The following is a 23,187-nucleotide window of genomic DNA, read 5'->3' as shown; positions in this document are numbered from 1 at the left end:
AGACGCATTCGGTCTTTTTCATTTCGAGACAGACCTCTATAGCTTGTCGCCGGTTTAAGAAAAGTGCGCGACCAATGAGGAGGCCGAATGCCCAAGGCTCAGATCATCGATGGCAAGGCTATCGCGGAAAGTGTCAGGCAAGAAATCACCAACCGGGCAGCCAAGCTGCTGGAAACCAGCGGCAAACGCCCCGGTTTGGCGGTCGTCCTCGTCGGGGAAGACCCCGCGAGTCAGGTCTACGTTCGCAACAAGGACCGGGCGGCGGAGGCTTGCGGCTTTCATTCGGTAAAACACACGCTTGCGGCCGATACCAGCGAAGCCGATGTGCTGGCGCTTGTCGACCAGCTCAACAATGACGCCGACATTCATGGCATTCTGGTGCAGTTGCCTTTGCCGGACCATATCGATGAAAGCAAGGTGTTGCGGCTGATCCGCCCGGAGAAGGATGTTGACGGCTTCCATCCGATCAATGTCGGCCTGCTGACGGCCGGTGAGCTGGACAGCGCTCTGGTACCCTGCACCCCGGCCGGCAGCCTCATCCTGCTGAAGCGCACCCTCGGCGGCACGCTCTCCGGCCTCAACGCTGTGGTGGTGGGCCGCTCCAACATCGTTGGAAAACCCATGGCCAGCCTTCTGCTTCAGGAAAGCTGCACCGTGACGATCGCCCATAGCCGCACCAGAGATCTCCCGGATGTAGTCCGCTCGGCGGACATCGTCGTTGCAGCGGTGGGCCGGCCGGAAATGATCAAGGGCGACTGGATCAAGCCGGGGGCGACCGTTATCGATGTCGGTATCAACAGAATTCCGGCCCCGGAACTGGGCGAAGGCAAGGCGCGGCTTGTGGGCGACGTCGCTTTCTCTGAAGCTGTCGACGTTGCCGGAGCCATCACACCAGTTCCTGGCGGTGTCGGCCCGATGACCATTGCCATGCTGATGGTCAACACCTTGACGGCTGCCCGACGTCTTCTTGGTCTTCCAGAGGAAGAAGCGCTTTTTTGAGTAATCACTGGCAAACAAAGAGGCACGGACAAGAAATTTCCGCGCAGCCATTAGACTCGCCCTCTAAAGTGTTGTGCCACCTTCTCTCTTGAACTCGCTCCGGTGCCATGGTCTATCGTGTTTGCATTCGTTTAACCATGGCCCCTTAAGGTGTGGAACGTAGGGGCTGCAAAAGCAGATTGTTGAATTGCTCAGTGACCAGACGCAATTCAACAGGCCAATTCAACAGGCGGCAGTGAGTGAAGGGTCTACCGTCTTGCAAGTCCGGCAAAGTCGTCGGCACGCGTTTCAACGCATTGTCTTCATTGGCAGCCTGGTTGGCTGGCGGTGTTTCTTTTGTTGCCTTGCGCCCGGTGGGTGCGGGTTTGGCCTGCGCCTTTCTTCTGTCTGCCCCCCTTCCCGCAAATTCCTTTGAAATTTTCGGCTGGAAGTTCTTCGAATCGGACGAAGACGAAGCCAACGCGGTTCCCGATCCCCTGCCCTATGAAGCAGACCTTTCAATTTCCGATGGTGCAGATGACCTCACAGAGGAGTTGAAAGGCGCCTCGCTGCTGATTCAGCAGCAGAAAAAGCCCCCCTCCGGCGAAGCTGGTCTGCTTGCACGCTCCCTTTCCGATCGGGAACGTCTTGTTGCCCAACTCTATGCCGATGGCCGATACGGTGGAACTGTCGACATCACCCTTGCGGGTATTCCGTTGGAAACCGCTCTTGAACAGAGCGACCTTCCGGATGCCCGCCCCGTAAAGGTAGAAATTCTGGTCAATCCAGGCCCGGTGTTCACCTTCGGCAACATCGATGTGTCTTCCGAGGACGGTGACCTTTCGACCGACCCGGCCTATTGGGGACTGACCAAGGGCGACGTTGCGGCCTCCGGCAAGATCCTCACGGCGGAAAAGCGCATGATCGGGGTTCTGCGGGATCGCGGATATCCGAAAGCTCGGATTGCCGAACGCAGGATCACCGCGGATCACAGCACCAAAACACTTGCCGTTACGCTCATTGCCGACGCGGGCTACCAGGCCCGGTTCGGTCCAGTCACCGTCAAAGGTACGGAAGTTACCAAGCCGGACTTCGTCGTCCAGCAAGCGATGCTGCCGGTCGGAAGCGTCTATTCGCCTGAAGATCTCGCGCGGGCACGCAAGCGCCTGAACGAACTTGGTATCTTCTCGTCCATCCGTCTCGTGGAAGGAGAAATCGAAGGCCCCGACGGAACCATGCCGGTCACTATCGAGGTGAGCGAACGCAAGCGCCATGTCATTGGTGCCGGCGCTTCCTGGTCCAGCACAGAAGGGTTCGGTGTCGAATCCTATTGGCGGAGACGTAACCTGTTCGGAAGAGGCGAACTGCTCTCTGTAGAAGGCTCTGTAGGCAGAATCGGCAACGAGAGCGTCCTCGACATGGAGTATTCCGTCAGAATTGCCTTTGAAAAACCGGGCGTCTTCGGCCCGCTTACGAGTTTTTCGACCAGCCTGCAGGCACGCCAGGAACATCCCGACGCCTACAAGAGCCGGTCAATCACGTATGACGCCTTTCTCAACCGGGAATTCTCCGAGCAGTTGAAGGGACGAGCTGGAGCGGAAATCTACTACGCCAACGAGGAAGATGCCTTCGGCAATGAGGATTATCTGCTGGTTGGTCTGCCTGCTGAACTGACGTTCGACAATCGCGATGACAAGCTCAATCCGTCCAAGGGCGTCTACGCAGCGCTGTTTGCGGAGCCTGCCTATGATGCCCTGAACAGCAACGCGATGGGTTTCATCAAAGGCACTGTCTCCAGTTACTACGCGCTCGATGAGGCCAAACGCTTTATTCTTGCAGGCCGCGTCTCCACCGGCACCATCCTGGCGCCGTCCGTGGAATCCGTCCCTGCCAGCCGGCGTTTCATCGCAGGTGGTGGTGGTTCCATCAGGGGCTACGCCTATCGCAACGTTGGTCCACGCAAGGACGGCGAAATTACCGGCGGTCGCTCGATCATCGAGCTTTCCGGCGAAGTTCGGGTTATGGTGACCGAAACCATTGGAATTGTTGGATTTGTCGACGCAGGCAATGCGTATGAAGACAGCATTCCCGATTTTTCCGAGAGCCTTAAGGTGGGCGTCGGCGCCGGTCTGCGCTACTTTACACCAATAGGCCCGCTTCGAGTCGATGCTGCGGTGCCTCTGGATCCGGAACAGGACGATCCGGATTTTGCCCTTTATGTCGGTTTGAGCCAGGCGTTCTAACGCACATGCGTTTTCTAAAACTTTCCTTACGGATCTTCGGATTCCTGATCGCGCTTGCGATTGCTGTTCCCGTTCTCGCCCTCTCTGCCCTTCAGGTTCCGGCGGGCCGTACCTTCGTGTCGAATGTCGTCAGCTCGCTTGCCTCTTCCGACAGTCAGACCATCACAATTGAAGGTCTATACATCAGTTTCGGACTGAAGGCCGAAGTCGGCAAGGTCACGCTGGCGGACCAGGAAGGCACCTGGCTGAATGCCGAGACTATTGCAGCCGACTGGCATCCGTTGCGTCTCCTTTCCGGCAACCTCGACATCTCTTCTCTTACCGCACACCGGATCGACCTGGAGAGAACACCCGTCCCTCCAACGGCTGAAGAATCCGAAACAGCGGAGGATAGCAGTGCGTCTGCTGGTTTATCACTGCCCTTCAACGTCACCTTCGACCGACTGAGCCTCGACGAAATCAATCTCGGCGCTCCGCTTCTGGGTGTCCCGGTATCCCTTACCGCTGCCGGGTCAGGCTCGTTCGCCCTCGATCCGGCCCTGGTGACTGCAGATCTTGACGTCCACCGGATCGACGGTATCGAAGCCGGTCTCATGGCCAAGGCGCAGTTTGAGCCTGCCGCTGAAACGCTTGCCTTCGATATCGAAGTTTCCGAGCCGCGTGGAGGCCTGGCGGCACGACTGCTTGAGGTGCCTGACCTTCCGGCGCTGGACCTCTCTCTCAAAGGCGATGGACCGCTGACCGACTGGGCGGCAAAGCTGAGTCTTGCCCTCGACGGCAGAACCACGGTGACCGGCTCTGCCCGGATCGAGGAAAGCGCGTCCGAACGGCATCTGGCCTTCGATCTGGACGGAGATCTCGCTCCCCTTGCCCCGCCCGCGGCGCAAGCCTTTCTTCTCGGTACGACGAATGCGAAAGGTTCTGCCAGGTTCTCAACGGAGTTTGCGCCTCTGGCGGCAAACCTGACATTGAAAACGCAGACCGTTTCCCTGGACGCAAAGGCGGATCTGGAAAACGAAGCCGTAAACGCGACTGCAGATCTTTCCGTCAGTGCCGGGAACGAGGCGCTGATCGCGCTTGATCTGGGCGAAAGGCGCATTGCGTTTGGCCCGCTGGAAGGATCTGTCCGTGTTTCGGGGCAACGTTCCGCCGTCGACTGGCAGACGAAGGTCGATCTGAAGTCTCTCCAGACCACGGAAGCCAGGACGGGAGCTCTCACGCTGACGGCTTTCGGAAACGGTGCAGACCTGTCCGAAGAGGTGCTGACCTCGCCCTTTTCGCTGACGCTCGCCATCGACAAACTGGAAGGCATCACGCCGCAGACAGAGCCATTGTCGGGCTCACTCGAATTGAAAACCAATGGAACCCTGGATGGCGCAGCCCAGTCGGCTGACATCAAGGACCTGACCCTGTCGACCGCAGTCGGCAGGCTTGCTCTGTCGGACACACGCCTTTCGGCCGAAAGCGTTGCCGGATCCGGCAGGCTTTCCGTTGCCGACCTTTCCCGTCTGTCCGGCCTGGCTGGCCGCGACCTAACAGGCGCCTTGGACGGCACCTTCTCGGTGGATCTTGATCCCTCGCAACTGTCAGGCACGATCACCAGTGCCATCGTCACCAATAACATCACCACGGCAATCCCACAGGCCGACGCCCTTCTGGAAGGGGAAACACGCATCGACGTTTCCGTCGATCTTCAAGGTACGGACGATATTTCCGTGACCAGCCTTTCCGTTTCCAACAAGGCGCTGGAAGCCAAAGGCGACGCCCGCTACCAGCAGAACGAACTCAGCTCCAGCCTGACGGCCAGCCTTGCCGATCTATCCAGGGTCGATCCACAGCTTGCAGGCGCGCTCGAGCTTGAAGCCAGCACGGCCGGGCCGCTCAGCGCACTCGAAGTGCAGGCCGCTGCCTCTTCGAAGCAGATCATGCTTGCCGGTACGCCTTTGGACGACCTTGACCTTTCTGCCGAGGCCGTCGCCAACCCTGCTGCTCCAACGGCCAAGATTATCAGTAGCGCCAGCCTGAACGGGCAGCCCATTGCAGTCGATGTAGAGCTTACCAGCAAGGACGGGGGGGCAAGTGTCAGCCCCCTTTCCGTCAAGCTGGCCGGCAATACCGTGACCGGCTCCCTCTCCCTTGCAGACCTCAACAAGCCGGTTGAAACGCTCAAAGGCACCTTGAACATTGACGCGCCGGATCTTGCGTCGCTTTCTCCGCTGCTCCTGACGGAAATTGCCGGACAAATTCAGGGAACGGTGACAGCAACCCCGGAAACACAGCAACTTGCATTCGATATATTCGGCAAAGACATCAGTGTTCCTTCGGTCAGCGTTGGCAGCGTAAAGCTGAAAGCAAACCTCAAGGCACCCTACGCACCGAAAACCGTCACAGCGGATATCGAGCTGTCCGATATCCTGACAGATGCCTCGCCAGTCCATGCCGTGAAGCTTCAGGTTCAGCCGCAAGATGGCGGGACGGCGTTCACGGCGGACGTGAAGCTGGACAAGAACGGCAAGGATGGTTTGACGCTGGCCGCGCAGGTGAACGAACCGGAAGCTGGTTCTTACGTCGTTGCCCTGTCAGACCTTGCCATGCGCTATCAGGGTATTGCCAGCCAGTTGAAACACCCGACGACGATATCCTATGCGGACGGCGAAGCGACGATCGAACCTCTGGAACTTCAGCTTGGCAACGGGTCGCTTGCGGTTTCCGGCAAGGCGGGTGAAACGCTTGACCTGACTGCGAACCTGAAGTCCATCCCGCTCAATCTGGCCAACGCCTTTGTGCCATCGCTGGGGCTTGGCGGGTCACTTTCAGGCAACGTGTCCGCCACCGGCAGCTCTTCTGCTCCCGAAGCGAAATGGTCGATTTCCGGCACCGGTTTGACTGCAAACGAGTTGCGCAGAAACGGCCTGGCAGCACTCAGCCTCTCAACGTCCGGAACCCTGAAAGACAACAAGATCAACCAGACGACAAACGTCAGCGATCCCAATGGCCTGAACCTGACTGCTGCTGGCACAGTCGGGGTGCAGAAACCCAATCCGATCTCGATCACTCTCAACGGGACCATTCCAACCGCAGCTATCAGACGCCCGATGCTTGATGCCGGGCTGCGCGGCGACGGCACAATTGCCTTGAACGGTAGCGTCGGCGGCACAGCGGCAGCGCCCACCTATCAGGTGACGGCGACGCCAAACGGGTTGAAGATCACCAGCCTGTCGACGGGTATCACGGTGCAAAATTTCCGCGGCACTGCCTCTCTTACCCAGAACGAGGCATCGCTCAACGGTATTGCCGGTGACCTTGCGACGGGCGGTTCCATGTCGGCTGCCGGAACCGTGGGCATGAAGGACGGGTTTCCGGCTGACCTCAGCCTCAAACTGGACAATGGACGCTATGTCGATCCCGGCCTGGTGACGGCAGAAGTCGATGCAGACCTCAAGGTTGCGGGTCCGCTTGCGTCCACCAGTGCGTCCGCCCTCATTAGCGGACAGGTATCTATCAAGAAGGCAGACGTCTCCATTCCTGAATATCTGCCCGGGGCGATCCCTCCTGTCGATGTCCGGCATATCAATGCCTCGAAGGCCGTCCAGCAACAGGTTGCCGAACTGGGCGGGGACGTGCCGCAAACGCAGACCCAGCAAAAGACTTTCCCACCGCGTCTGGACGTCGTCCTGTCCGCGCCCGGACGGATCTTCATTCGCGGCCGCGGCCTCGATGCGGAGCTGCAGGGGGATCTGAAGATCGTCGGCACGACGGCCTCTCCTCAGGCCATCGGCGCTTTCGGCCTGAAACGCGGTCAACTCGAAATCCTCACGCGCCGACTGATTTTCTCGCGCGGCAACGCCACGTTCGAGGGCTCGCTGACCCCCATCCTGGATTTTGCGGCGGCGACCGTGGTCAGCGACACAACCATCACCGTCACCGTAGCCGGTCAGGCAGACGATCCTCAGATCGCGTTCTCATCGTCGCCCGAGCTGCCACAGGACGAAGTGCTTGCACTGCTTCTGTTTGGCAAAAGCGTCGGCAACCTGTCACCCACACAAGTGGCCCGCCTTGCTGCGGCCATCGCCACGCTCACGGGTGGCAGTGACAACGGCCCGCTCGCCACGATCCGGAAATCCCTTGGTCTGGATGCTATCGACATCAACACAGACGGAGAAAACGGTCCCTCGGTCGCGGTCGGCAAATACATAAACGACAACATTTATGTCGGCGTCGAACAGGGAACGGGAACCGGCTCCAGCCGGGTGAAGGTGGATATTGATCTCGATCGGGGATTGAAGGTGCGCGGTGAGGTCGGTGCGGACGGCTCTTCAAAAGCCGGCATCTTTTTTGAACGCGAATACTGAAGCCACCAGTCCCTGCAATTCTGACAGTGCCCGAGCGTGTAGCCGCCGCAGCAAACCGCTATTGCGACAAATTGCCTGCCAGCGGTTGCGGTTGCCTCGCGTCTCGTGCGAGTGTGGCCCCATGATCAAACAAAATGGAAGAAACACTCCGTCCCATCCGGAGGAAACCGTTTTTTCGGTGACGGAGACAGCCGGGAATGACGGGGGTGACATCATGTCGGTGAACAGCAGTGACTACACTCTGGGAGAGCGGATCTGCAAGGCGCGAGACGCCTCCAGTCTTTCGACAGCCCAGCTTGCGCGTCGCCTGGGCATCAAGACCTCCACTTTGCAGAGCTGGGAAAGCGACCGTTCGGAGCCGCGTTCCAACAAGCTTGTGCTGCTTGCCGGCGTCCTGAATGTCAGCCCTACCTGGCTGCTTGTGGGCCGAGGCACACCTCCCTTTTCGGAAACCAACACGACATCCGATCTCGACAGCATGCGCGTCGCCCTCGACCGGGTGCAACGCCAGGCTCAGGCGCTTGCCGATGAGATCGCCGCGCTTCAGGATCGGCTCGACGGCTGATCCTTTCTCCTGGCCGTTCATTTCTTAGGCTTCCGCTCGCAACCTCTCATGTGAGCGGATGAAGGCTCGCGTTTGCACGCTCGGTAAGCCTGCGAGAGCCTCGAGACAGCAGCCCTTCAGCATCCATCAGCCGAAGGTGCCCTGCCCGCACGCGATCAGACATTTGATGACAGTGCAGATGTCAGCTTCCTGTCTTGTCTTTCATTTTTTGCAGACCCGTACACATAGCCGGGAAAAGCGCTTGCCAGACCTCGCGCCTCCCCCCTATCTCTATGGTCAACGATCTCCTGGCGGGCTCGAGTGACTGTCCGAAATCTGGCTCCATCAGACTTTCTGGCTCCGCTTTCTGTGTTCGACCGGACGCAGCACCAGCCGGAAGATTTCTCAGACCGCATGCGTCTGCCCCTATCACGGTTCAGGAACCTACCATGTCATTGAATGCTGCTCTCTTGAAAGAAAAAGTGTTTATCGGCGGAACATGGAGCGACGCGGACAGCGGCCAGACCGTTGCCGTAACCAACCCGGCGACCGGAGAGACAATCGGTACCGTGCCCTTCTGCGGCCGGCCTGAAACCGCCAGAGCGATTGTAGCTGCCGAAGCCGCCCTTCCCGCCTGGAAGGCGCTCACCGCAGAGGCCCGTGCCAACCACATGCACGCGCTGTGCGATGCCATCATGGCCGACCTGGATGATCTGGCTGTCCTGCTGACCACTGAAATGGGCAAGCCGCTGGCCGAGGCCAAGGGTGAAATCACGCTAGGTGTGAAATACATCCGTTTCTTTGCCGAGGAAGGCAAGCGGATCTACGGCGATACCATTCCCTCGCCCTGGGCAGATCGCCGTATTCTCGTTACCAAGGAACCGGTTGGTGTCGTCGGCTCGATCACGCCGTGGAACTTTCCAAATTCCATGATTGCCCGCAAGCTTGGCGCAGCTCTTGCTGCAGGCTGCACCATGGTAATGAAGCCCGCCGAGTTTACGCCGTTCTCGGCACTGGTCTACGGCGTTATGGCGGAAAAGGCCGGTCTCCCCAAGGGTGTGATCAACATCGTCACCGGCGATGCGCCAGCAATCGGCGAGGAAATGTGCGAGAACCCTTCGCTGCGCAAACTGACCTTCACCGGCTCGACCCGTGTCGGCAAGTTGCTGGCAGGCAATGCCGGCCGGAACATGAAGAAGATCTCAATGGAGCTGGGCGGCAACGCGCCCTTTATTGTTTTCGATGACGCCGATCTCGACCGGGCAGTCGAGGGAGCAATTGCCAGCAAGTTCCGCAACTCCGGGCAGACGTGCGTCTGTGCCAACAGGCTGTATGTGCAGGCCGGCGTCTACGATGCATTCGCGCAGAAGCTCAAGGCAGCGATGGACGCGCAGTTGAAGGTTGGCAACGGTCTCGATGACGGGGTCACACAGGGGCCTCTGATCAACGAAGCCGCGGTGGACAAGGTTGCCAGCCATGTCGAGGATGCGCTGTCCAAGGGGGGAGACCTGGTGACGGGTGGACGTCGCCCTAATGGCCCGGGCACGTTCTTCGAGCCGACACTGATCACCAATGCAAGCTCCGACATGAAAGTTGCGCGTGAAGAAACCTTCGGCCCGCTTGCCGTCCTCTTCAAGTTCGAAACGGAAGAAGAAGCCATCCGACTTGCCAACGACACCGAATTCGGTCTCGCCTGCTATTTCTACTCCAAGGATCTTGGCCGCACCTTCCGCGTCATGGAGCAGCTTCAATATGGACTAGTCGGGGTGAACGAAGGTGTCATCACAACAGAGGTCGCACCGTTCGGCGGCGTCAAGGACAGTGGCATGGGCAACGAAGGCTCAAAATACGGGCTGGATGACTATCTGAACGTGAAGTACAGCTGCATCGGCGGCCTCGGCCTATAATTCTTCAGCGTCCCGGCCTCTCGCCGGGACGTATCACTACGCGGCTTTGAGGAGCAACGACTGAAGCTGGGCGGAGCTCATGGGACGTCCGAAGTAATACCCCTGACCGAATTTGCAGCCCATTTCGCGAAGCTTTTCTGCCTGCTCGGCAGTTTCGATGCCTTCAACGATGACAGACATTCCATGGCCTTTCGCCATATGGAGCACGGCCTCAATCACCGAGACGTCCTGCTTGTTGGCGATGGACTCGCGCACGAATGTCTTGTCGAGCTTGATTTTTGAAAACGGATATTTCGGCAAATACCCGAGCGAGGAATAGCCGGTTCCGAAATCGTCGAGCGAGAAATTGCAGCCAAACGCCCGCATTTCCTCCATCGCGAATTTCAGATCGAGGGTTTCATCGATGAACAGGGATTCCGTGATCTCAAGATCCAGACGTTCGGACGGAAAACCCGTTCTCTGCAAGGCTTCCCCGACGGTGGCAACGAGATTGCCGCGACTGAACTGAACCGCGGACACATTGATGGACAGCCTGAGATGGTTCGACCAGGTCAGCGCCTCTTTCATTCCCCTGTTCAGGGCCCAGGCGCCAAGTTCGACGATGTATCCGTTTTCCTCGGCAATGGGCACGAATTCGACGGGTGAGATCGGTCCGAGTTCCCGATGATCCCATCTCAGCAAGGCCTCGACGCCGAAGATTGACCCGTCGGAGAGATTGGTCAACGGCTGATAGACCATGTGAAGTTCGTCACGGGCAATCGCCTTGAAGAGTTCGGTTTCCAGTTGGCGGCGGCGTTGCAGTGCCACATCCATTTCCGGAAGAAAGCGCAAGACAGGCGAACGGTTGTCGCGACGAACCTTGGCCAACGCGTTGCCGGACTTCTTCATCAGATGTTCGGGCGCGATATCTCGGCTGGAGACAATGTAACCGAACTTCAGCTGTACCGAGATCCTGGCGCCCTCAATCTTGTAGTCGTCGCCGATGACCTCCTGAAGCGCCTCGATCAGGGCCAGATCCTGGTCCGGCTCACATCGAAACACGCCGGCGAATACGTCTGCGGTCATGGCGCCCCATGTCGCCCGTGCCGAAAGGTGGCTTTTCAGCCGCATCGCGACAGTTTCACGAAGCTGGTCACCGTAGGAAAACCCGAGCGATGCAACGATCTGGTCAAAATTGGCAATCGCGAACTGCACCAGACAGACATCCTCGTCTGTCCCGCGCGCAAGGTTGAGTGTTGCGGCAACCTCTTCTTCAAAACCGTTCCGGTTGAACAGTCCAGTGCTCGGGTCGAACCGCGCAAGATAGGCCAGCCGCTCGGCGGATTCCTTTTCTTCCGTCACATCCCGGCACGTGAGGCAGGCCACCGCTTCCGTTTCCACATCGCTCAGCTTCTTCGTTTTCGCGATGGTGTGCTCCGAGCGTGTGACGACATATTCGATGAACCGGCGGCGTCCGTCATCCAGGCGCATATCCAGGACCTTGGTTACCGGCTGCCGGCTCCCCGAGCTGGCAAGCACAGAGAGGGCCTCTTCAACCAGTTCCAGCGGCAGGACGGTCCTTGCCGCCTTGCCGACCAGACTTTCGCTTTGAAACAGCTTGCGCGCCATCTGGCTGGCAGCGGACACACGGCCATCACTCTGCAGGACGACGATTGCATCGAAGCTATCGTCGAACACCAGACCAAGCATACGCTCGCTGTTGCGGCGTCTGACGTTGGCAATATGCGAGAGAAACTTGTGAAAGCCGAGTTCCCGCAAAACGATGCTGGCGGCCGCCAGAAAAAGGATCAGATGTGCGCTTGCAGTCGGCAAAAGAATGGGAGCCGACTTCTGGATGGCAATGGCCGCGATTTCGAACATGATCGCGCACAGCGAAAGAATGCTGATCTTGAGCGCCCACCCTTCGACCTTGGTCAACAGCAGGACGAAAAAGACAAAAACAGCGAGGAAGACCGCAATCCCCTCGCCCCGAATCTCAATGGCCCTGTTCTGTAAAAGCGTTTCGACCCCAAGGGCCTGAATAACGCTGCCAGGCAGCACATCGTAGACAGGCACGGGAAAGAGGTCGCGAAGCTCCTGCGCGCTTGCGCCGACGATTACCTTCTTGTCGAGAAAAAGACCCGGGGCTGCGGTGCCTTTGAGCACATCAACAAGGGAAACCCGATCCAGGCCATCCAGGGAGATACTGTAGTCGAGGCCAAAACTTCCGGACGCCTTGCCGGTGTGTTCACCCAGGAGCGCGGCTGCGGAAATTTCCGAATTTCCGTTGATCTCATAACCGTAGAGGTTTCGCCAGATACGACTGTCGGTTTCCATCGGCACCATGACGACGACCGGCCAGGCACCCTTCAGCAGTTCATCGATGGGCTGGTTGACGACCTCACCGGCATTTTGCTCGGCTGAAGCAGGTTGCTGAAACATGGCAAGGCTGACGTTACCGGCGCGCTCGATGGCGTCCGCGAACAGTGCGTCGTCTTCCGGATTGGAGGCAGAACTGAAGTCGATATCGAAGACGATGTCGCGGACGCCGGCTTCGGCCAGATGGTCCGTGAGCTCTGCGTAAAGGCGGCGGGGCAGCGGCCATACACCAAGTTCGTTCAAGCTTTTTGCGTCAATATCGACGACCACCAGATCACCGGTGACCGGCCGCTGGATGGTTTGAAAGCGGACTTCCCAGAGAAACCGGTCAAAGGCAGTCGTCAGAGCGACGGATCGCAGAACAGCGACGGCAGCGATGACGCCGATCACGATAAAAATCGCGCTCGCAATCCTTTTTCGCTGCTCCGAGCTAACGATCAGCACACTCACCGCCCCACTTTCTCATTCAGTACTCACTCAGGTGACAACAGCGCTGCGCCGCCTGGGTGCTTCCTGAATATCGTCAATTCCTGTTTTTTCCGTTTCCGTTGCCAGAATTACCGTTGCCATTCCCACCGGCATTACTATTGCTGCTACCCGAGTTGCCCTTTCCGTTGCCACCCGAATTGCCGTTGCCATTCCCGCCTGCGTTGCTGTTGCCGCTGCCGGAATTGCCATTGCCGTTGCCACCGACGTTTCCGTTTCCGTTGCCACCGGAATTGCCGTTGCCGTTGCCACCGGAGTTGCCATTGCCGTTGCCGCCGGAGTTTCCGTTGCCATTGCCATTGCCACCGGAATTGCCATTGCCGTTGCCACCGGAATTGCCGTTTCCGTTGCCACCGGAGTTTCCGTTGCCATTGCCACCGGAGTTGCCATTGCCGTTGCCGCCAGCGTTGCCGTTGGCGTTTCCTCTGCTATTGCCAATGGCATTGCGGTTGCTTTTGCGGGCGTTCCTGTCGGAATTGGCCGATTTCGCTGCCGCTGCATTTGGCGGCACGTTCTTGACCGCAGGTGTTTCAAAAGCAGGCGCGCGCTTTGCACCTGGTTTCACAGATGGCTTGGTGCGTCCACCAACTGATAGACCAACCCGGCTCGACGGGGCACTGGCGGCTGATTGGCCTGCAGTCAGGTCCACCCTGTCGCCGGAGGCGAAATCCTCCACCGCGACCACGCCGCGATCGACGGAAACGCGGGCCTGCTTTGCCTGAACAGTGATTTCAAAGCGCGTGCCTTTGACGACAGCGGCGAAGAACGGGGTTTCAACGGTGAAATGTGGTTGCTGCCGCTTTTGAACATCGACTTCAATCGTCCCTTTTCGCTGCAGCAAGGTGGTCTTCACCCCCGTACTGCGAAAGGTTGACATGGCGAACGTGGTGTTGGGTCCGACGGCGATGGTTTCACCGCCTCGGGCTATCAGCGCGCGGGCACCGGCTCGTGTTCCAATGGTGTAGCCTTTTTTGAACACCATGCCCTGTTTGACGCGGAAGGCTTCCACGCCGGGAGCGACAAAATAAACGATGCCTGATACACGTTTCACGACCCAGTCTGATGCATTCGCAGAAGCAGGATGCAGAACCAGAGCTGCAAGCAAGAGTATACACAGCAGTGAAGCCGCTCTTCCCTTTGCCGAATACATACCGTCTTTTTTCATCGTACTCTTCTACACGTTGCGACTGACCATGAATGTCGTGCGGCACGCCCGCGGACATTTTCAAACGCCACACAAATCGTGTAGCATCTTATCGCTTAACCTAACGTGAATACAGGCAGCAAATATTATCTATGCTCGTCACTATTAGGGATAACCACAATCTTGAAAGTAGAAAGGAACTAAGTATTCTTTTGTAATTCATGGAACTACACGGCTCGCTCCACACCCTAAAGGAAACCGATAAGTTTACCTTGGGTACTCGGCTCGGGATCCCACCGAAGAAGCGGTTCAAACGAGCGCGTGTTGCAAACCAATCAAGGGCCGTGGTCTGTTAGCGCCCCTTACCCTTGCCGTTTCCACCCGCATTGCCGTTGCCATTTCCATTGCCGCCAGCATTGCTATTGCCATGGCTGGAATTGCCGCCGGAGTTGCCGTTGTTACCGGAATGACCGTTTCCGTTGCCTCCGGCATTGTTGTTGCCGGAGTTACCATTGCCGTTGCCGCCGGAATTGCTATTGCCGGAGTTACCATTGCCGTTGCCATGACCACCGGAGTTACCGTTATTGCCGGAGTTGCCGTGACCACCCGAATTGCCGTTGCCGCCCGAGTTGCCTTTATTGCCCGAATTGCCATTGTTGCCTGAGCGGGCATTGGCGGCGTTGCCACGGTTGATACCGTTGGCGGCTCTTGCCTGCGCGTTAGATGCCGGAACGTTCTTCACGGCACGTGTTTCAAAGGCCGGTGCCCGCTTGGGTCCGGATTCGACCTCCGGTTTGGTTTTCCCACTGACGGACAGTCCGACGCGGCGCGAAGGGTTGGTGGCAGCAGCTTGACCTGCGCCAACGTTCGCACGCTCCCCTGAGGCAAAGTCGTGAACACCGACGACACCCCGGCCAACCTTGACCGACGCCGTCGTGTTTCCGACCTGAACGGAGAAACGGGTCCCTTTCACGACCGCAGCCAGAAACGGCGTTTCCACCTTGAAATGCCTGTACCACCGGCGCTGGACGTCAACATCCACCTGACCGCGGTCCTGATAGACGACCATCCGTTTGATCAGCACGCCCTTGGGTTCAAGCGTTACGACCGAGTTTGGCGAAACGACAAAGGACTCCTTGCCCCGGCTAACGACAACACGTCCACCACCGGTCTTCAGCTTCCAACCTTTTCGGACTGTCATACCGCGCTTGAGGGCAAAGGTTTCGCCTTCACGTGTCTCAACCATCACGCGCCCACTCACGCGCTCCACGGACCAGTGCCATTGAGCGCTATTGGCGTCCGTATCTTGAGAAAGTGCCTTTTGCGAGAACCAGAAGATTGCGAGGGCTGCAAGCAGAAATGAGGCAGCCAAGCGGAGCTTAATTTCCCAGAAATGTCCAGCACGTTCAGCAATTGCCGCAGAGCAACCTGACTGATTTGAGTGATTGACGATCTTGCGGCTGGACATAAGAGCCCCCTTTTGGCCCGGATTTCTAACTCCGGCACGCTATTCTGGGCCCGTTAACAAGACTTGAATTATAATGGAAAACCTTGTTTCTTCATTCTTTTAGTAAAAATTGCTCTTTCTTCTAACGTTTCCAACAATTTCACGTATTAGATAAAATTTTAATTTCAAAACTATTCAGGATTGTTTTTTGGCACTTCTAGCTCGCTTCCTCAATCACAGATACCTGCTCGCCTCTGTCAGAACGGTGTTCTGTATTGACAAATTTTTTTTCAGTCATGTCGCCTATAATTGGCCCGGAACCCTAAAGTTCCGGGCTACAGCAGTCCGTGACGGACAAATTTGTGCAAATCCGATCAAGTTCCGACGTCAGACGGGTGTCAGCAATTCTCTTTCAACGGCTCTGAAGATTTCCACCTGATCGATGTTCATTTGCTCAATGCCGCAACGGACGGCTTTTTCGAATACGGTTCGGTCAGAACCGGCATAAAACATCTGCGTAATCAAACCGGCCTGCTTTGCCTCTTTGATCAAACCTTCTTCAAGATCATCTTCGTGGAATTCCAGAATATGCGCATCAAGCGCAACGGCGCGTTCAACAGACCCGACATGAGCATAAAGGACCATCCGCCTCAGGTCAGGCACCTTTGCGCGCGCTTCGGCGCGGATCGCCTGGTCGAAAGAAAAAGTCCAGGCATCGGCCAGCATGCCCCGGACGGCCAGCATATCGCGGATTTCAGCAGGATCGCCTTCCTTGATTTCGACATAGGTACCGATACGGCCCTTGCAAGCGTCCAGAAAGGCATCCAGCCTCGGAACACGCTGCCCTGAGAACGCCTCATCGAACCAGGAACCAGCGTCAAGACAGTCGATCTCTTCGGAGGTCATGTCCGAAATGCGTCCGGAGCCATCCGTCGTCCGGTCGACGGTAGCGTCGTGCATCACATAAAGCACGCCATCCTTCGACGGCCGCACATCGAACTCGACAACCTCGGCTCCGAGTGCAATCGCTCCTTCCAGAGAAGCGATCGTGTTTTCCGGCGCCTGAAGGCTGGCTCCGCGATGACACACAACGACGGCTTGTTTCACGTTTAAATCTCCTGTGTCTCCAGACCGGTGTCCGGAGCTTGAATGGGGCTGACGGGCCCCAATTTTAAGAGGGAAGTTGACGTGATAGGTGCCTGAAATTCTTGATGAAATGATGACAGTTCAACTTCCACCGCGATTTCATACGCTTACCGGCAAGAACAACCATTAATTGCGCAGCGTCTTCATTCGCCTCAGGCATCTGATGTTATCCCGATTCTGCCGAAATGCAGCAGGGCAGCCGAGCGGAAACCTCTTCAACTGACGTTCTCCAAGAATTGGAGGGGTTAACAACGAAGAAATCAACTGAATTATTGTTCAGCATTACCGAACAGTCAGTCAAGTTGCACCGCACAATTTTAGACCTATGTTTCTGCTGCAGCGTTCATGAGCGAACGCCCCTGAAAACAGCCATGAGGTTTGATCATGATCCGTCTTGCAGCTTCTGCACTTGCCCTGTCCCTCGTTGCGGGCACCGCCCTCGCCGAACCTGTTGCCTACGACTTCGACAAGTCCCACGCCAACCTGTCGTTCTCTTATAACCACCTCGGTTACTCCACGACCGAAGGCCGGTTCGGTGAATGGGAAGGCACGCTGCTGATCGACAAGGACAAGCCTGAGAATTCCTCCATCGAATTCACGATCGATGTCGACAGCCTCGACACCTTCTGGGCAGAGCGCAACCAGCACTTCCTGAGCGCGGATTTCTTTGACGCAGAAAATTTCCCGAAAGCGACCTTCAAGAGCACCAAGGTCGAGAAGACCGGTGAAAACCAACTGGAAGTCACCGGCGACCTGACCATCAAGGACATCACCAAACCGGTGACCCTGACCGTTGATGTGACCGCATTCGGCGAGCACCCGATGGCCAAGAAAGAAGCTGCCGGTTTTGCCGTATCCACAGTGCTGAAGCGCTCTGACTATGGAATGGACATGTATGTTCCCTATGTAGGGGACGAAGTTACCGTGACCTTCCATTCCGAAGCGCTCAAGGCTGACGCGACCAACTGATAAAACACCAACGGAGGCCGGGCTGACCGGCCTCCGCTTTCCAGGAGCTGCCATGCTGCGCAACACCTCAACCGGGTATGGAAGGATCGCAATCGCGTTCCACTGGACGATGGCCTTTTTGATCATCGGCATGCTGGGCCTCGGCCTCTACATGCAGCAGTTGCCCCAGACCGAGCAGGCGACGTTTGAACTCTACCAGCTACACAAATCCATTGGCTTTGTCGTGCTGGCCCTCGCCGTCTTCCGTCTTGTCTGGCGCCTTCTCAACCCGTCACCGAGACTGCCTGATAACATGCACCCGATTGAAAAAGCAGGGGCACATCTGGGGCATGCCGGCCTATACGCGCTCCTGTTCGCGCTGCCACTGACCGGCTGGTTCATGGTGTCTGCGTCGCCCTGGGGTATCCCGACCGTCCTGTTCAATGTCTTGCCTGTGCCGCATCTTCCAGTGCCGGGTGTGCTTGGCTCGCAGGAGCAAGCGGAAAGCTTCTTCAAGCTTCTGCATGAATACGGCGCCTATCTGCTGATCGCGTTGATCGTGGTTCATGTCGCTGCAGCGCTGAAACACCATTTCATCGCGCGTGACTCTACCTTGAAGCGCATGATTTCAACGGCTCCCGCCAGAGCCGAGAGCTGACAAAACGAACTGGAAATCCGAAGATGACATTGAAGCATTTCACCTACGCCGTTGCTGTGCTGTCGGCGACGACCTTTACCGCACCGGCCTTTGCCGACACCTGGAAAGTCGACCCGGACAAGAGCAAGCTCGGTTTTGAAGTCAAGCAGGGTGGCGGCACGCTGACGGGCGTGTTTGCTTCCTGGGAAGCTGACATCGATTTTGATCCGGCAGCACCGGAAACTGCAAAAATCAGCGCTGAAATCAAGCCGATGAGCGCAACGACCGGCAATGCCCAGTTCGACGGAACGCTGCCGGGCAAGGACTGGTTCAATACGGGAGCCTTCCCGACTGCCGGATTCAAGTCAGATACAGTCGAACTTGTCGAAGGCAACGGCTACCGGGCAGAGGGAACGCTTTCCATCAAGGGAATATCCCAGCCGGTTGAAATGGATTTCACCCTGGACATAGCGGGCGATACTGCAACGGCCAAGGGCACGGCGATCGTCAACAGGCTCGACTATCAGCTTGGCAGCGGCGTCGGCACGGACACTGTAGGCGACATCGTTACCGTGACCCTGGATCTCACGGCGATCCGCTGACATTCTGCCAGGCAATCAAGACTTTCGGTTCCGACCATTTGATCAGGCTGCGGCACTTGGCGTCCGCAGCCTTTTTGCCGTATGAGAACAGCACTCAACGTTCCAGCGCTTCCGGATGTAACGGGAAGCAGCCAGATCAGGAAAGCCTCCTATGAACGCTCCGCTCACACCTCCCGCCTACCAGCACAGCGCACTTTTTCCCCAGGGAGAAGACAAAACCCCGTACCGCAAACTAACGTCGGACCACGTCAAGACGGCCGAGTTCAATGGCGAAGAGGTGCTGGTGGTTGAGGCTGAAGGCCTCCGCCTGCTTGCCGAAGAGGCTTTCAAGGACATCAACCATTTCCTGCGCCCCGGCCACCTCGAGCAACTGAAGAAAATCCTAGAAGATCCGGAGGCAACGGAAAACGACAAGTTTGTGGCCTTCGATCTTCTGAAGAACGCGAATATCGCTTCTCATGGCGTTCTGCCGATGTGCCAGGACACGGGCACCGCGATCATCATGGGCAAGAAAGGCCGCAGGGTCTGGACTGACGGGTCCGACGAAGCTGCCCTCGGCGAAGGCTCCCGCGACGCCTATTTCAAGAAGAACCTGCGGTATTCCCAGCTCGCGCCTCTTTCCATGTTCGAGGAAAAGAACACCAGCAACAACATGCCGGCGCAGATCGAGCTCTATGCCGAAGGTGAAGATGCCTACAAGTTCCTGTTCATGGCCAAGGGTGGCGGGTCGGCCAACAAGACGTTCCTGTTCCAGGGCACGCCTTCGCTGCTGACCCATGACCGGCTAGTGGAGTTCCTGAAGGAAAAGATCCTCACGCTCGGCACCGCGGCCTGTCCGCCCTATCACCTTGCCATCGTCATCGGCGGTACATCTGCGGAAATGAACCTGAAGACAGCCAAGCTGGCGTCCGCGCGCTATCTCGACGGACTGCCGACACAAGGCTCGGAACTGGGACATGCCTTCCGCGATCTTGAAATGGAAGAAGAGATCCACAAACTGACCCAGGCGACAGGTGTCGGTGCCCAGTTCGGCGGCAAATATTTCTGCCACGACGTGCGCGTCATCCGTCTGCCACGTCACGGCGCCTCGCTGCCCATCGGCCTTGCTGTCTCCTGCTCGGCAGACCGGCAGGCCGTCGGCAAGATCACGAAAGACGGCATCTTCCTGGAACAGCTCGAAATGCACCCGGAAAAATACCTGCCCGAGGTGACCGATGAGCATCTGTCCGACAATGTGGTCAAGATCGATCTCACGCGCCCGATGTCTGAAATCCTGGGTGAACTGTCCAAACACCCGATCAAGACCCGCCTGTCGCTTACCGGTCCGCTGATCGTCGCCCGCGACCTTGCCCATTCCAAGTTGCGCGACCGGCTGGAAAGCGGCGAGCCCCTGCCCGACTATTTCAAGAACCACCCGATCTATTATGCAGGCCCTGCCAAGACGCCGGAGGGCATGCCCTCCGGATCCTTCGGTCCGACAACAGCCGGACGCATGGATGCTTATGTCGACCAGTTTCAGGCGGCTGGCGGGTCAATGGTCATGCTGGCGAAAGGTAACCGGTCCGCACAGGTGCGCCGCGCCTGTCAGGCCCATGGCGGTTTCTATCTCGGTTCCATCGGCGGCCCTGCCGCGCGCCTGGCGCAGGACTGCATCAAAAAGGTGGAAGTCGTCGAATTCGAGGAACTCGGCATGGAAGCCGTGTGGCGGATCGAAGTCGTGGATTTCCCGGCCTTCATCGTCGTTGATGACAAGGGCAATGATTTCTTCAAGGAACTGAACCTCGGCTGAGTGACTTCTCCTGCCGGGAAAGACAGACCCGCGGCTTCGCTGCGGGTTCTTTTTTTGCCTGTCTTTCGGTCGTCATTTGCAGACAGTCAGCTGTCTCCGGCCAGCCTGCCTCGGTGCAACGCGTCTGGCATCAATTCGAATCGAATCTGAAGGCAGCACATTCAAAAATCCGATCAAAAATAACAGGCGACTTTTGCCATGGCCGGAAAATTCCACAATCTCAGCGAGTAGCTTTGCAACCAACGCGTTTTTCACGAAGAATTCGTTGCAATTTCAGCACATAAACAAGACATGAACCATGCTCACATCAACGTGAGATTTTCCCAAACTCGGTTTTGCGACATAATCATTAAGAGTGAAGCAAGGACATTTTCGTAACGTCACTTTGATTGAAAATCGCATCGCCGAGGCACGAGCCCGATGCTGATGGGGGATCGGAATGAAGAAACTTCTTTTTGTAATGGTTGCGGTTCTGGCAGGCGCATTTGCGCTGACTGCCCAGGCTGCTCCGCGATATGGCTACTTCGACCACAGCACGAACACCTGGGTCACACCGAAATATCACCCGGGCGGACCGTCTCCGGTGAAGCGCAAGCGCGTGAAATATGACGGCCCCTACCCTGCAGGCACGATCATCATCGATACCTCCGAGCGTCGGCTGTACCATGTCCTGCCTGGCGGCAAGGCGATGAAATACGGCGTGGGCGTCGGCAAGGAAGGTTTCCAGTGGGCCGGTACGCACCGTATCACCCGCAAGGCTGAATGGCCGAGCTGGACCCCGCCCTCACAGATGCGTGCTCGCGAGCGTGCTAAGGGTCGCATCCTGCCGGCTTACATGCCTGGTGGTCCGAACAATCCGATGGGGGCACGTGCCATGTATATCGGCTCTACCCTTTACCGCATTCATGGCACAACCGAGCCGTGGACCATCGGTTCCGCCGTTTCGTCGGGCTGCATCCGTCTTGCTAACGAAGACGTGATCCACCTCTACAACAACGTAGCCGTTGGGTCGAAAGTCATCGTCAAGCGCTAAACCCGCTGCATCGATTGCCGAAAACAAAAAAAGCCGGGTCATTCCCGGCTTTTTCATTTTAAGAGCCATTTGTCTCATCAGACCGTCGCCAGTTCGCGGCGTTTACGCGACCCGCTAAAGGTCTGTCCCCGCTCAGGTGTTCGGAATATGAGCCTCGATCAACACCGATGCGGCGTCCCTGGCTGCGCCTGAAGGGTCAGGATCGAACCCCATCTGCGCAGCGACGATCGCTCCTTCCTTGAGCAGAAGAAGTTGCCGTGCCAAGAGGTCCGGTCGGGAAGCCCCCGCTTTTTCCGCCAGACTTCTGAACGCAGACAAAAGCAAGCGCTTATGCTCGCTCGACTGGGCGTGGGCCGGGTGGGCGGGGTCCTGGAACTCCGCGGATGCCTTGATGAACATGCATCCCCTGAAACCAGACTCTTCAAACCACTCCCTCAGAATATCGAATATCGCCAGCAGTTTTTGCCTTGGGGGAAGATCACGTTCGTCTAGCCTGCGCAGGAACCAGTTCCGAAAGGTTTCGTCCCGGTACCGCAACACCGCGAGGATCAGATCGTCCTTGGTTCTGAAATGCTTGAACATCGTGGTCTTGGATATGCCCGTTTCGGCAACAAGCGTGTCCATTCCGGTCGCGTGGAAACCGTCCCTGTAAAAGACAGCCAGCGACTTTCGCACCAGTTCATCGCGTTTGCTTGGTCGCATGAATTCCCTTTCTGTACTGACCAGTAAGTAGCCATCCACTGACATCCATTCAAGTCAGATCTGGAAAATGGCAGTCCTTCGCCTCGTCACACACCGAAATCACATTTATATGACCCATTCTTGCGCTTTCAAGCCTTGCAAGTATGAACAGATCGGTACATATACCGCGATGTAACTGAACAGATCGGTACACCTAAATCTGTTTAACATTGCGAGGCAGACCCATGTTCTCTCCAAGACCTGCATATCCACGTGGTTTTTATCTCTTTGGTGCGTTCGTCGCCGGAGCGCTTCTGATCACATCGGCCCTGCGTCCTGAACCCCAGGCAGTGGATGAACGCCTTCACGCGGGACTGTTCTCGTCTCCTCAAATCTACGCTCTGGAGCTTGCCCGATGACAGAACAGCGCCCGCCTCTTCCTCCGTTTACCCTCGAAACAGCTCGCCAGAAGGTGCGTGCCGCGGAAGACGGCTGGAACAGCCGGAATCCGGAAAAGGTCTCGCTTGCCTACACCCCTGACACGATCTGGCGGAACCGGTCGGATTTTCCGGTCGGTCGCCAGCAAGTGGTGGAATTCCTGACAAACAAGTGGCAGCGGGAGCACGAGTACCGCCTGATCAAGGAACTGTGGACCTTTGCCGGTAACCGCATTGCCGTGCGCTTTGCCTATGAATGGCACGATGCGACAGGACAATGGTTCCGGTCCTATGGCAACGAGAATTGGGAATTTGCCCCAAATGGCCTGATGCACCGCCGCTTTGCCAGCATCAACGATCTCGCCATTTCGGAAAACGAGCGGAAAATGCATTGGCCTCTGGGACCGCGCCCGGCAGACCATCCTGGACTCAGTGAGCTGGGGTTCTAATCAGCT

The 23,187-nt window shown here is 57.4% G+C and carries 16 protein-coding genes; 11 read left to right on the top strand and 5 right to left on the bottom strand.

The genetic code is table 11. The features are described from left to right. Positions 1 to 87: 87 nt before the first annotated feature. The 5 genes from folD to SIAM614_RS13045 all read left to right on the top strand — a co-directional run bounded on the left by folD (position 88) and on the right by SIAM614_RS13045 (position 10,024). Entirely contained in the window at positions 88 to 999 is a 912-nt protein-coding gene (gene folD, locus SIAM614_RS13065; protein WP_006935132.1) for a bifunctional methylenetetrahydrofolate dehydrogenase/methenyltetrahydrofolate cyclohydrolase FolD, read from the top strand. 239 nt (positions 1,000 to 1,238) lie between these two features. Next, positions 1,239 to 3,221 (top strand): autotransporter assembly complex protein TamA, encoded by a 1,983-nt coding sequence (locus tag SIAM614_RS13060; protein ID WP_157139836.1) that lies wholly within the window; start codon positions 1,239 to 1,241, stop codon positions 3,219 to 3,221. Positions 3,222 to 3,226: 5 nt separating this feature from the next. After that, entirely contained in the window at positions 3,227 to 7,573 is a 4,347-nt protein-coding gene (locus SIAM614_RS13055) for a translocation/assembly module TamB domain-containing protein (protein ID WP_006935129.1), read from the top strand. Between the two features lie 214 nt (positions 7,574 to 7,787). Then, the gene (locus SIAM614_RS13050) at positions 7,788 to 8,138 is read left to right on the top strand and encodes a helix-turn-helix domain-containing protein (protein WP_040440160.1); all 351 of its coding nucleotides are present in this window, start codon (positions 7,788 to 7,790) and stop codon (positions 8,136 to 8,138) included. A gap of 428 nt (positions 8,139 to 8,566) precedes the next feature. Next, complete coding sequence (locus SIAM614_RS13045; RefSeq protein WP_006935125.1) at positions 8,567 to 10,024, top strand: NAD-dependent succinate-semialdehyde dehydrogenase; 1,458 nt, start codon at positions 8,567 to 8,569, stop codon at positions 10,022 to 10,024. A gap of 36 nt (positions 10,025 to 10,060) precedes the next feature. On the opposite strand, the gene SIAM614_RS13040 is transcribed toward SIAM614_RS13045, so the two are convergent. The 4 genes from SIAM614_RS13040 to SIAM614_RS13025 form a co-directional block, all read right to left on the bottom strand. Then, positions 10,061 to 12,826 (bottom strand): EAL domain-containing protein, encoded by a 2,766-nt coding sequence (locus SIAM614_RS13040; protein WP_208983975.1) that lies wholly within the window; start codon positions 12,824 to 12,826, stop codon positions 10,061 to 10,063. A gap of 79 nt (positions 12,827 to 12,905) precedes the next feature. Beyond that, positions 12,906 to 13,973, bottom strand: a complete 1,068-nt coding sequence (locus tag SIAM614_RS13035) for a FecR family protein (RefSeq protein WP_006935119.1) — start codon at positions 13,971 to 13,973, stop codon at positions 12,906 to 12,908. A gap of 391 nt (positions 13,974 to 14,364) precedes the next feature. Then, positions 14,365 to 15,384: a FecR domain-containing protein gene (locus SIAM614_RS13030; protein ID WP_006935117.1), complete on the bottom strand. Its 1,020-nt coding sequence runs from the start codon at positions 15,382 to 15,384 to the stop codon at positions 14,365 to 14,367. A gap of 462 nt (positions 15,385 to 15,846) precedes the next feature. Next, complete coding sequence (locus SIAM614_RS13025; RefSeq protein ID WP_006935115.1) at positions 15,847 to 16,566, bottom strand: glycerophosphodiester phosphodiesterase family protein; 720 nt, start codon at positions 16,564 to 16,566, stop codon at positions 15,847 to 15,849. A 423-nt stretch (positions 16,567 to 16,989) separates the two neighbouring features. Between SIAM614_RS13025 and SIAM614_RS13020 the strand changes: the two genes are divergently transcribed. The 5 genes from SIAM614_RS13020 (at position 16,990) to SIAM614_RS13000 (ending at position 21,614) form a co-directional block, all read left to right on the top strand. Then, positions 16,990 to 17,574 (top strand): YceI family protein, encoded by a 585-nt coding sequence (locus SIAM614_RS13020; RefSeq protein ID WP_006935113.1) that lies wholly within the window; start codon positions 16,990 to 16,992, stop codon positions 17,572 to 17,574. Positions 17,575 to 17,626: 52 nt separating this feature from the next. Next, on the top strand, positions 17,627 to 18,211 hold the full coding sequence (locus SIAM614_RS13015) for a cytochrome b (protein WP_006935111.1): 585 nt from the start codon (positions 17,627 to 17,629) through the stop codon (positions 18,209 to 18,211). 23 nt (positions 18,212 to 18,234) lie between these two features. Next, the gene (locus SIAM614_RS13010) at positions 18,235 to 18,792 is read left to right on the top strand and encodes a YceI family protein (RefSeq protein WP_006935109.1); all 558 of its coding nucleotides are present in this window, start codon (positions 18,235 to 18,237) and stop codon (positions 18,790 to 18,792) included. A gap of 151 nt (positions 18,793 to 18,943) precedes the next feature. Then, entirely contained in the window at positions 18,944 to 20,581 is a 1,638-nt protein-coding gene (locus tag SIAM614_RS13005; protein ID WP_006935107.1) for a fumarate hydratase, read from the top strand. A 439-nt stretch (positions 20,582 to 21,020) separates the two neighbouring features. Continuing rightward, positions 21,021 to 21,614, top strand: a complete 594-nt coding sequence (locus SIAM614_RS13000) for a L,D-transpeptidase (RefSeq protein WP_006935106.1) — start codon at positions 21,021 to 21,023, stop codon at positions 21,612 to 21,614. 132 nt (positions 21,615 to 21,746) lie between these two features. On the opposite strand, the gene SIAM614_RS12995 is transcribed toward SIAM614_RS13000, so the two are convergent. After that, complete coding sequence (locus tag SIAM614_RS12995; protein WP_040440156.1) at positions 21,747 to 22,316, bottom strand: TetR/AcrR family transcriptional regulator; 570 nt, start codon at positions 22,314 to 22,316, stop codon at positions 21,747 to 21,749. Positions 22,317 to 22,710: 394 nt separating this feature from the next. Between SIAM614_RS12995 and SIAM614_RS12990 the strand changes: the two genes are divergently transcribed. Then, positions 22,711 to 23,181 carry a nuclear transport factor 2 family protein gene (locus tag SIAM614_RS12990; protein ID WP_006935103.1) on the top strand — a complete coding sequence of 157 codons (471 nt, stop codon included), beginning with the start codon at positions 22,711 to 22,713 and terminating at the stop codon, positions 23,179 to 23,181. Positions 23,182 to 23,187 lie beyond the last annotated feature (6 nt).

Source organism: Roseibium aggregatum IAM 12614 (assembly GCF_000168975.1).
Lineage (GTDB): Bacteria > Pseudomonadota > Alphaproteobacteria > Rhizobiales > Stappiaceae > Roseibium > Roseibium aggregatum.
This window is presented reverse-complemented; position numbering and strand designations above follow the sequence as displayed.

Coding starts and splice junctions, on each gene's coding strand:
- folD (WP_006935132.1), top strand. CDS start 88: ATGCCCAAGGCTCAGATCATCGATGGCAAGGCTATCGCGGAAAGTGTC.
- SIAM614_RS13055 (WP_006935129.1), top strand. CDS start 3,227: ATGCGTTTTCTAAAACTTTCCTTACGGATCTTCGGATTCCTGATCGCG.
- SIAM614_RS13050 (WP_040440160.1), top strand. CDS start 7,788: ATGTCGGTGAACAGCAGTGACTACACTCTGGGAGAGCGGATCTGCAAG.
- SIAM614_RS13045 (WP_006935125.1), top strand. CDS start 8,567: ATGTCATTGAATGCTGCTCTCTTGAAAGAAAAAGTGTTTATCGGCGGA.
- SIAM614_RS13020 (WP_006935113.1), top strand. CDS start 16,990: ATGATCCGTCTTGCAGCTTCTGCACTTGCCCTGTCCCTCGTTGCGGGC.
- SIAM614_RS13015 (WP_006935111.1), top strand. CDS start 17,627: ATGCTGCGCAACACCTCAACCGGGTATGGAAGGATCGCAATCGCGTTC.
- SIAM614_RS13010 (WP_006935109.1), top strand. CDS start 18,235: ATGACATTGAAGCATTTCACCTACGCCGTTGCTGTGCTGTCGGCGACG.
- SIAM614_RS13005 (WP_006935107.1), top strand. CDS start 18,944: ATGAACGCTCCGCTCACACCTCCCGCCTACCAGCACAGCGCACTTTTT.
- SIAM614_RS13000 (WP_006935106.1), top strand. CDS start 21,021: ATGAAGAAACTTCTTTTTGTAATGGTTGCGGTTCTGGCAGGCGCATTT.
- SIAM614_RS12995 (WP_040440156.1), bottom strand. CDS start 22,316: ATGCGACCAAGCAAACGCGATGAACTGGTGCGAAAGTCGCTGGCTGTC.
- SIAM614_RS12990 (WP_006935103.1), top strand. CDS start 22,711: ATGACAGAACAGCGCCCGCCTCTTCCTCCGTTTACCCTCGAAACAGCT.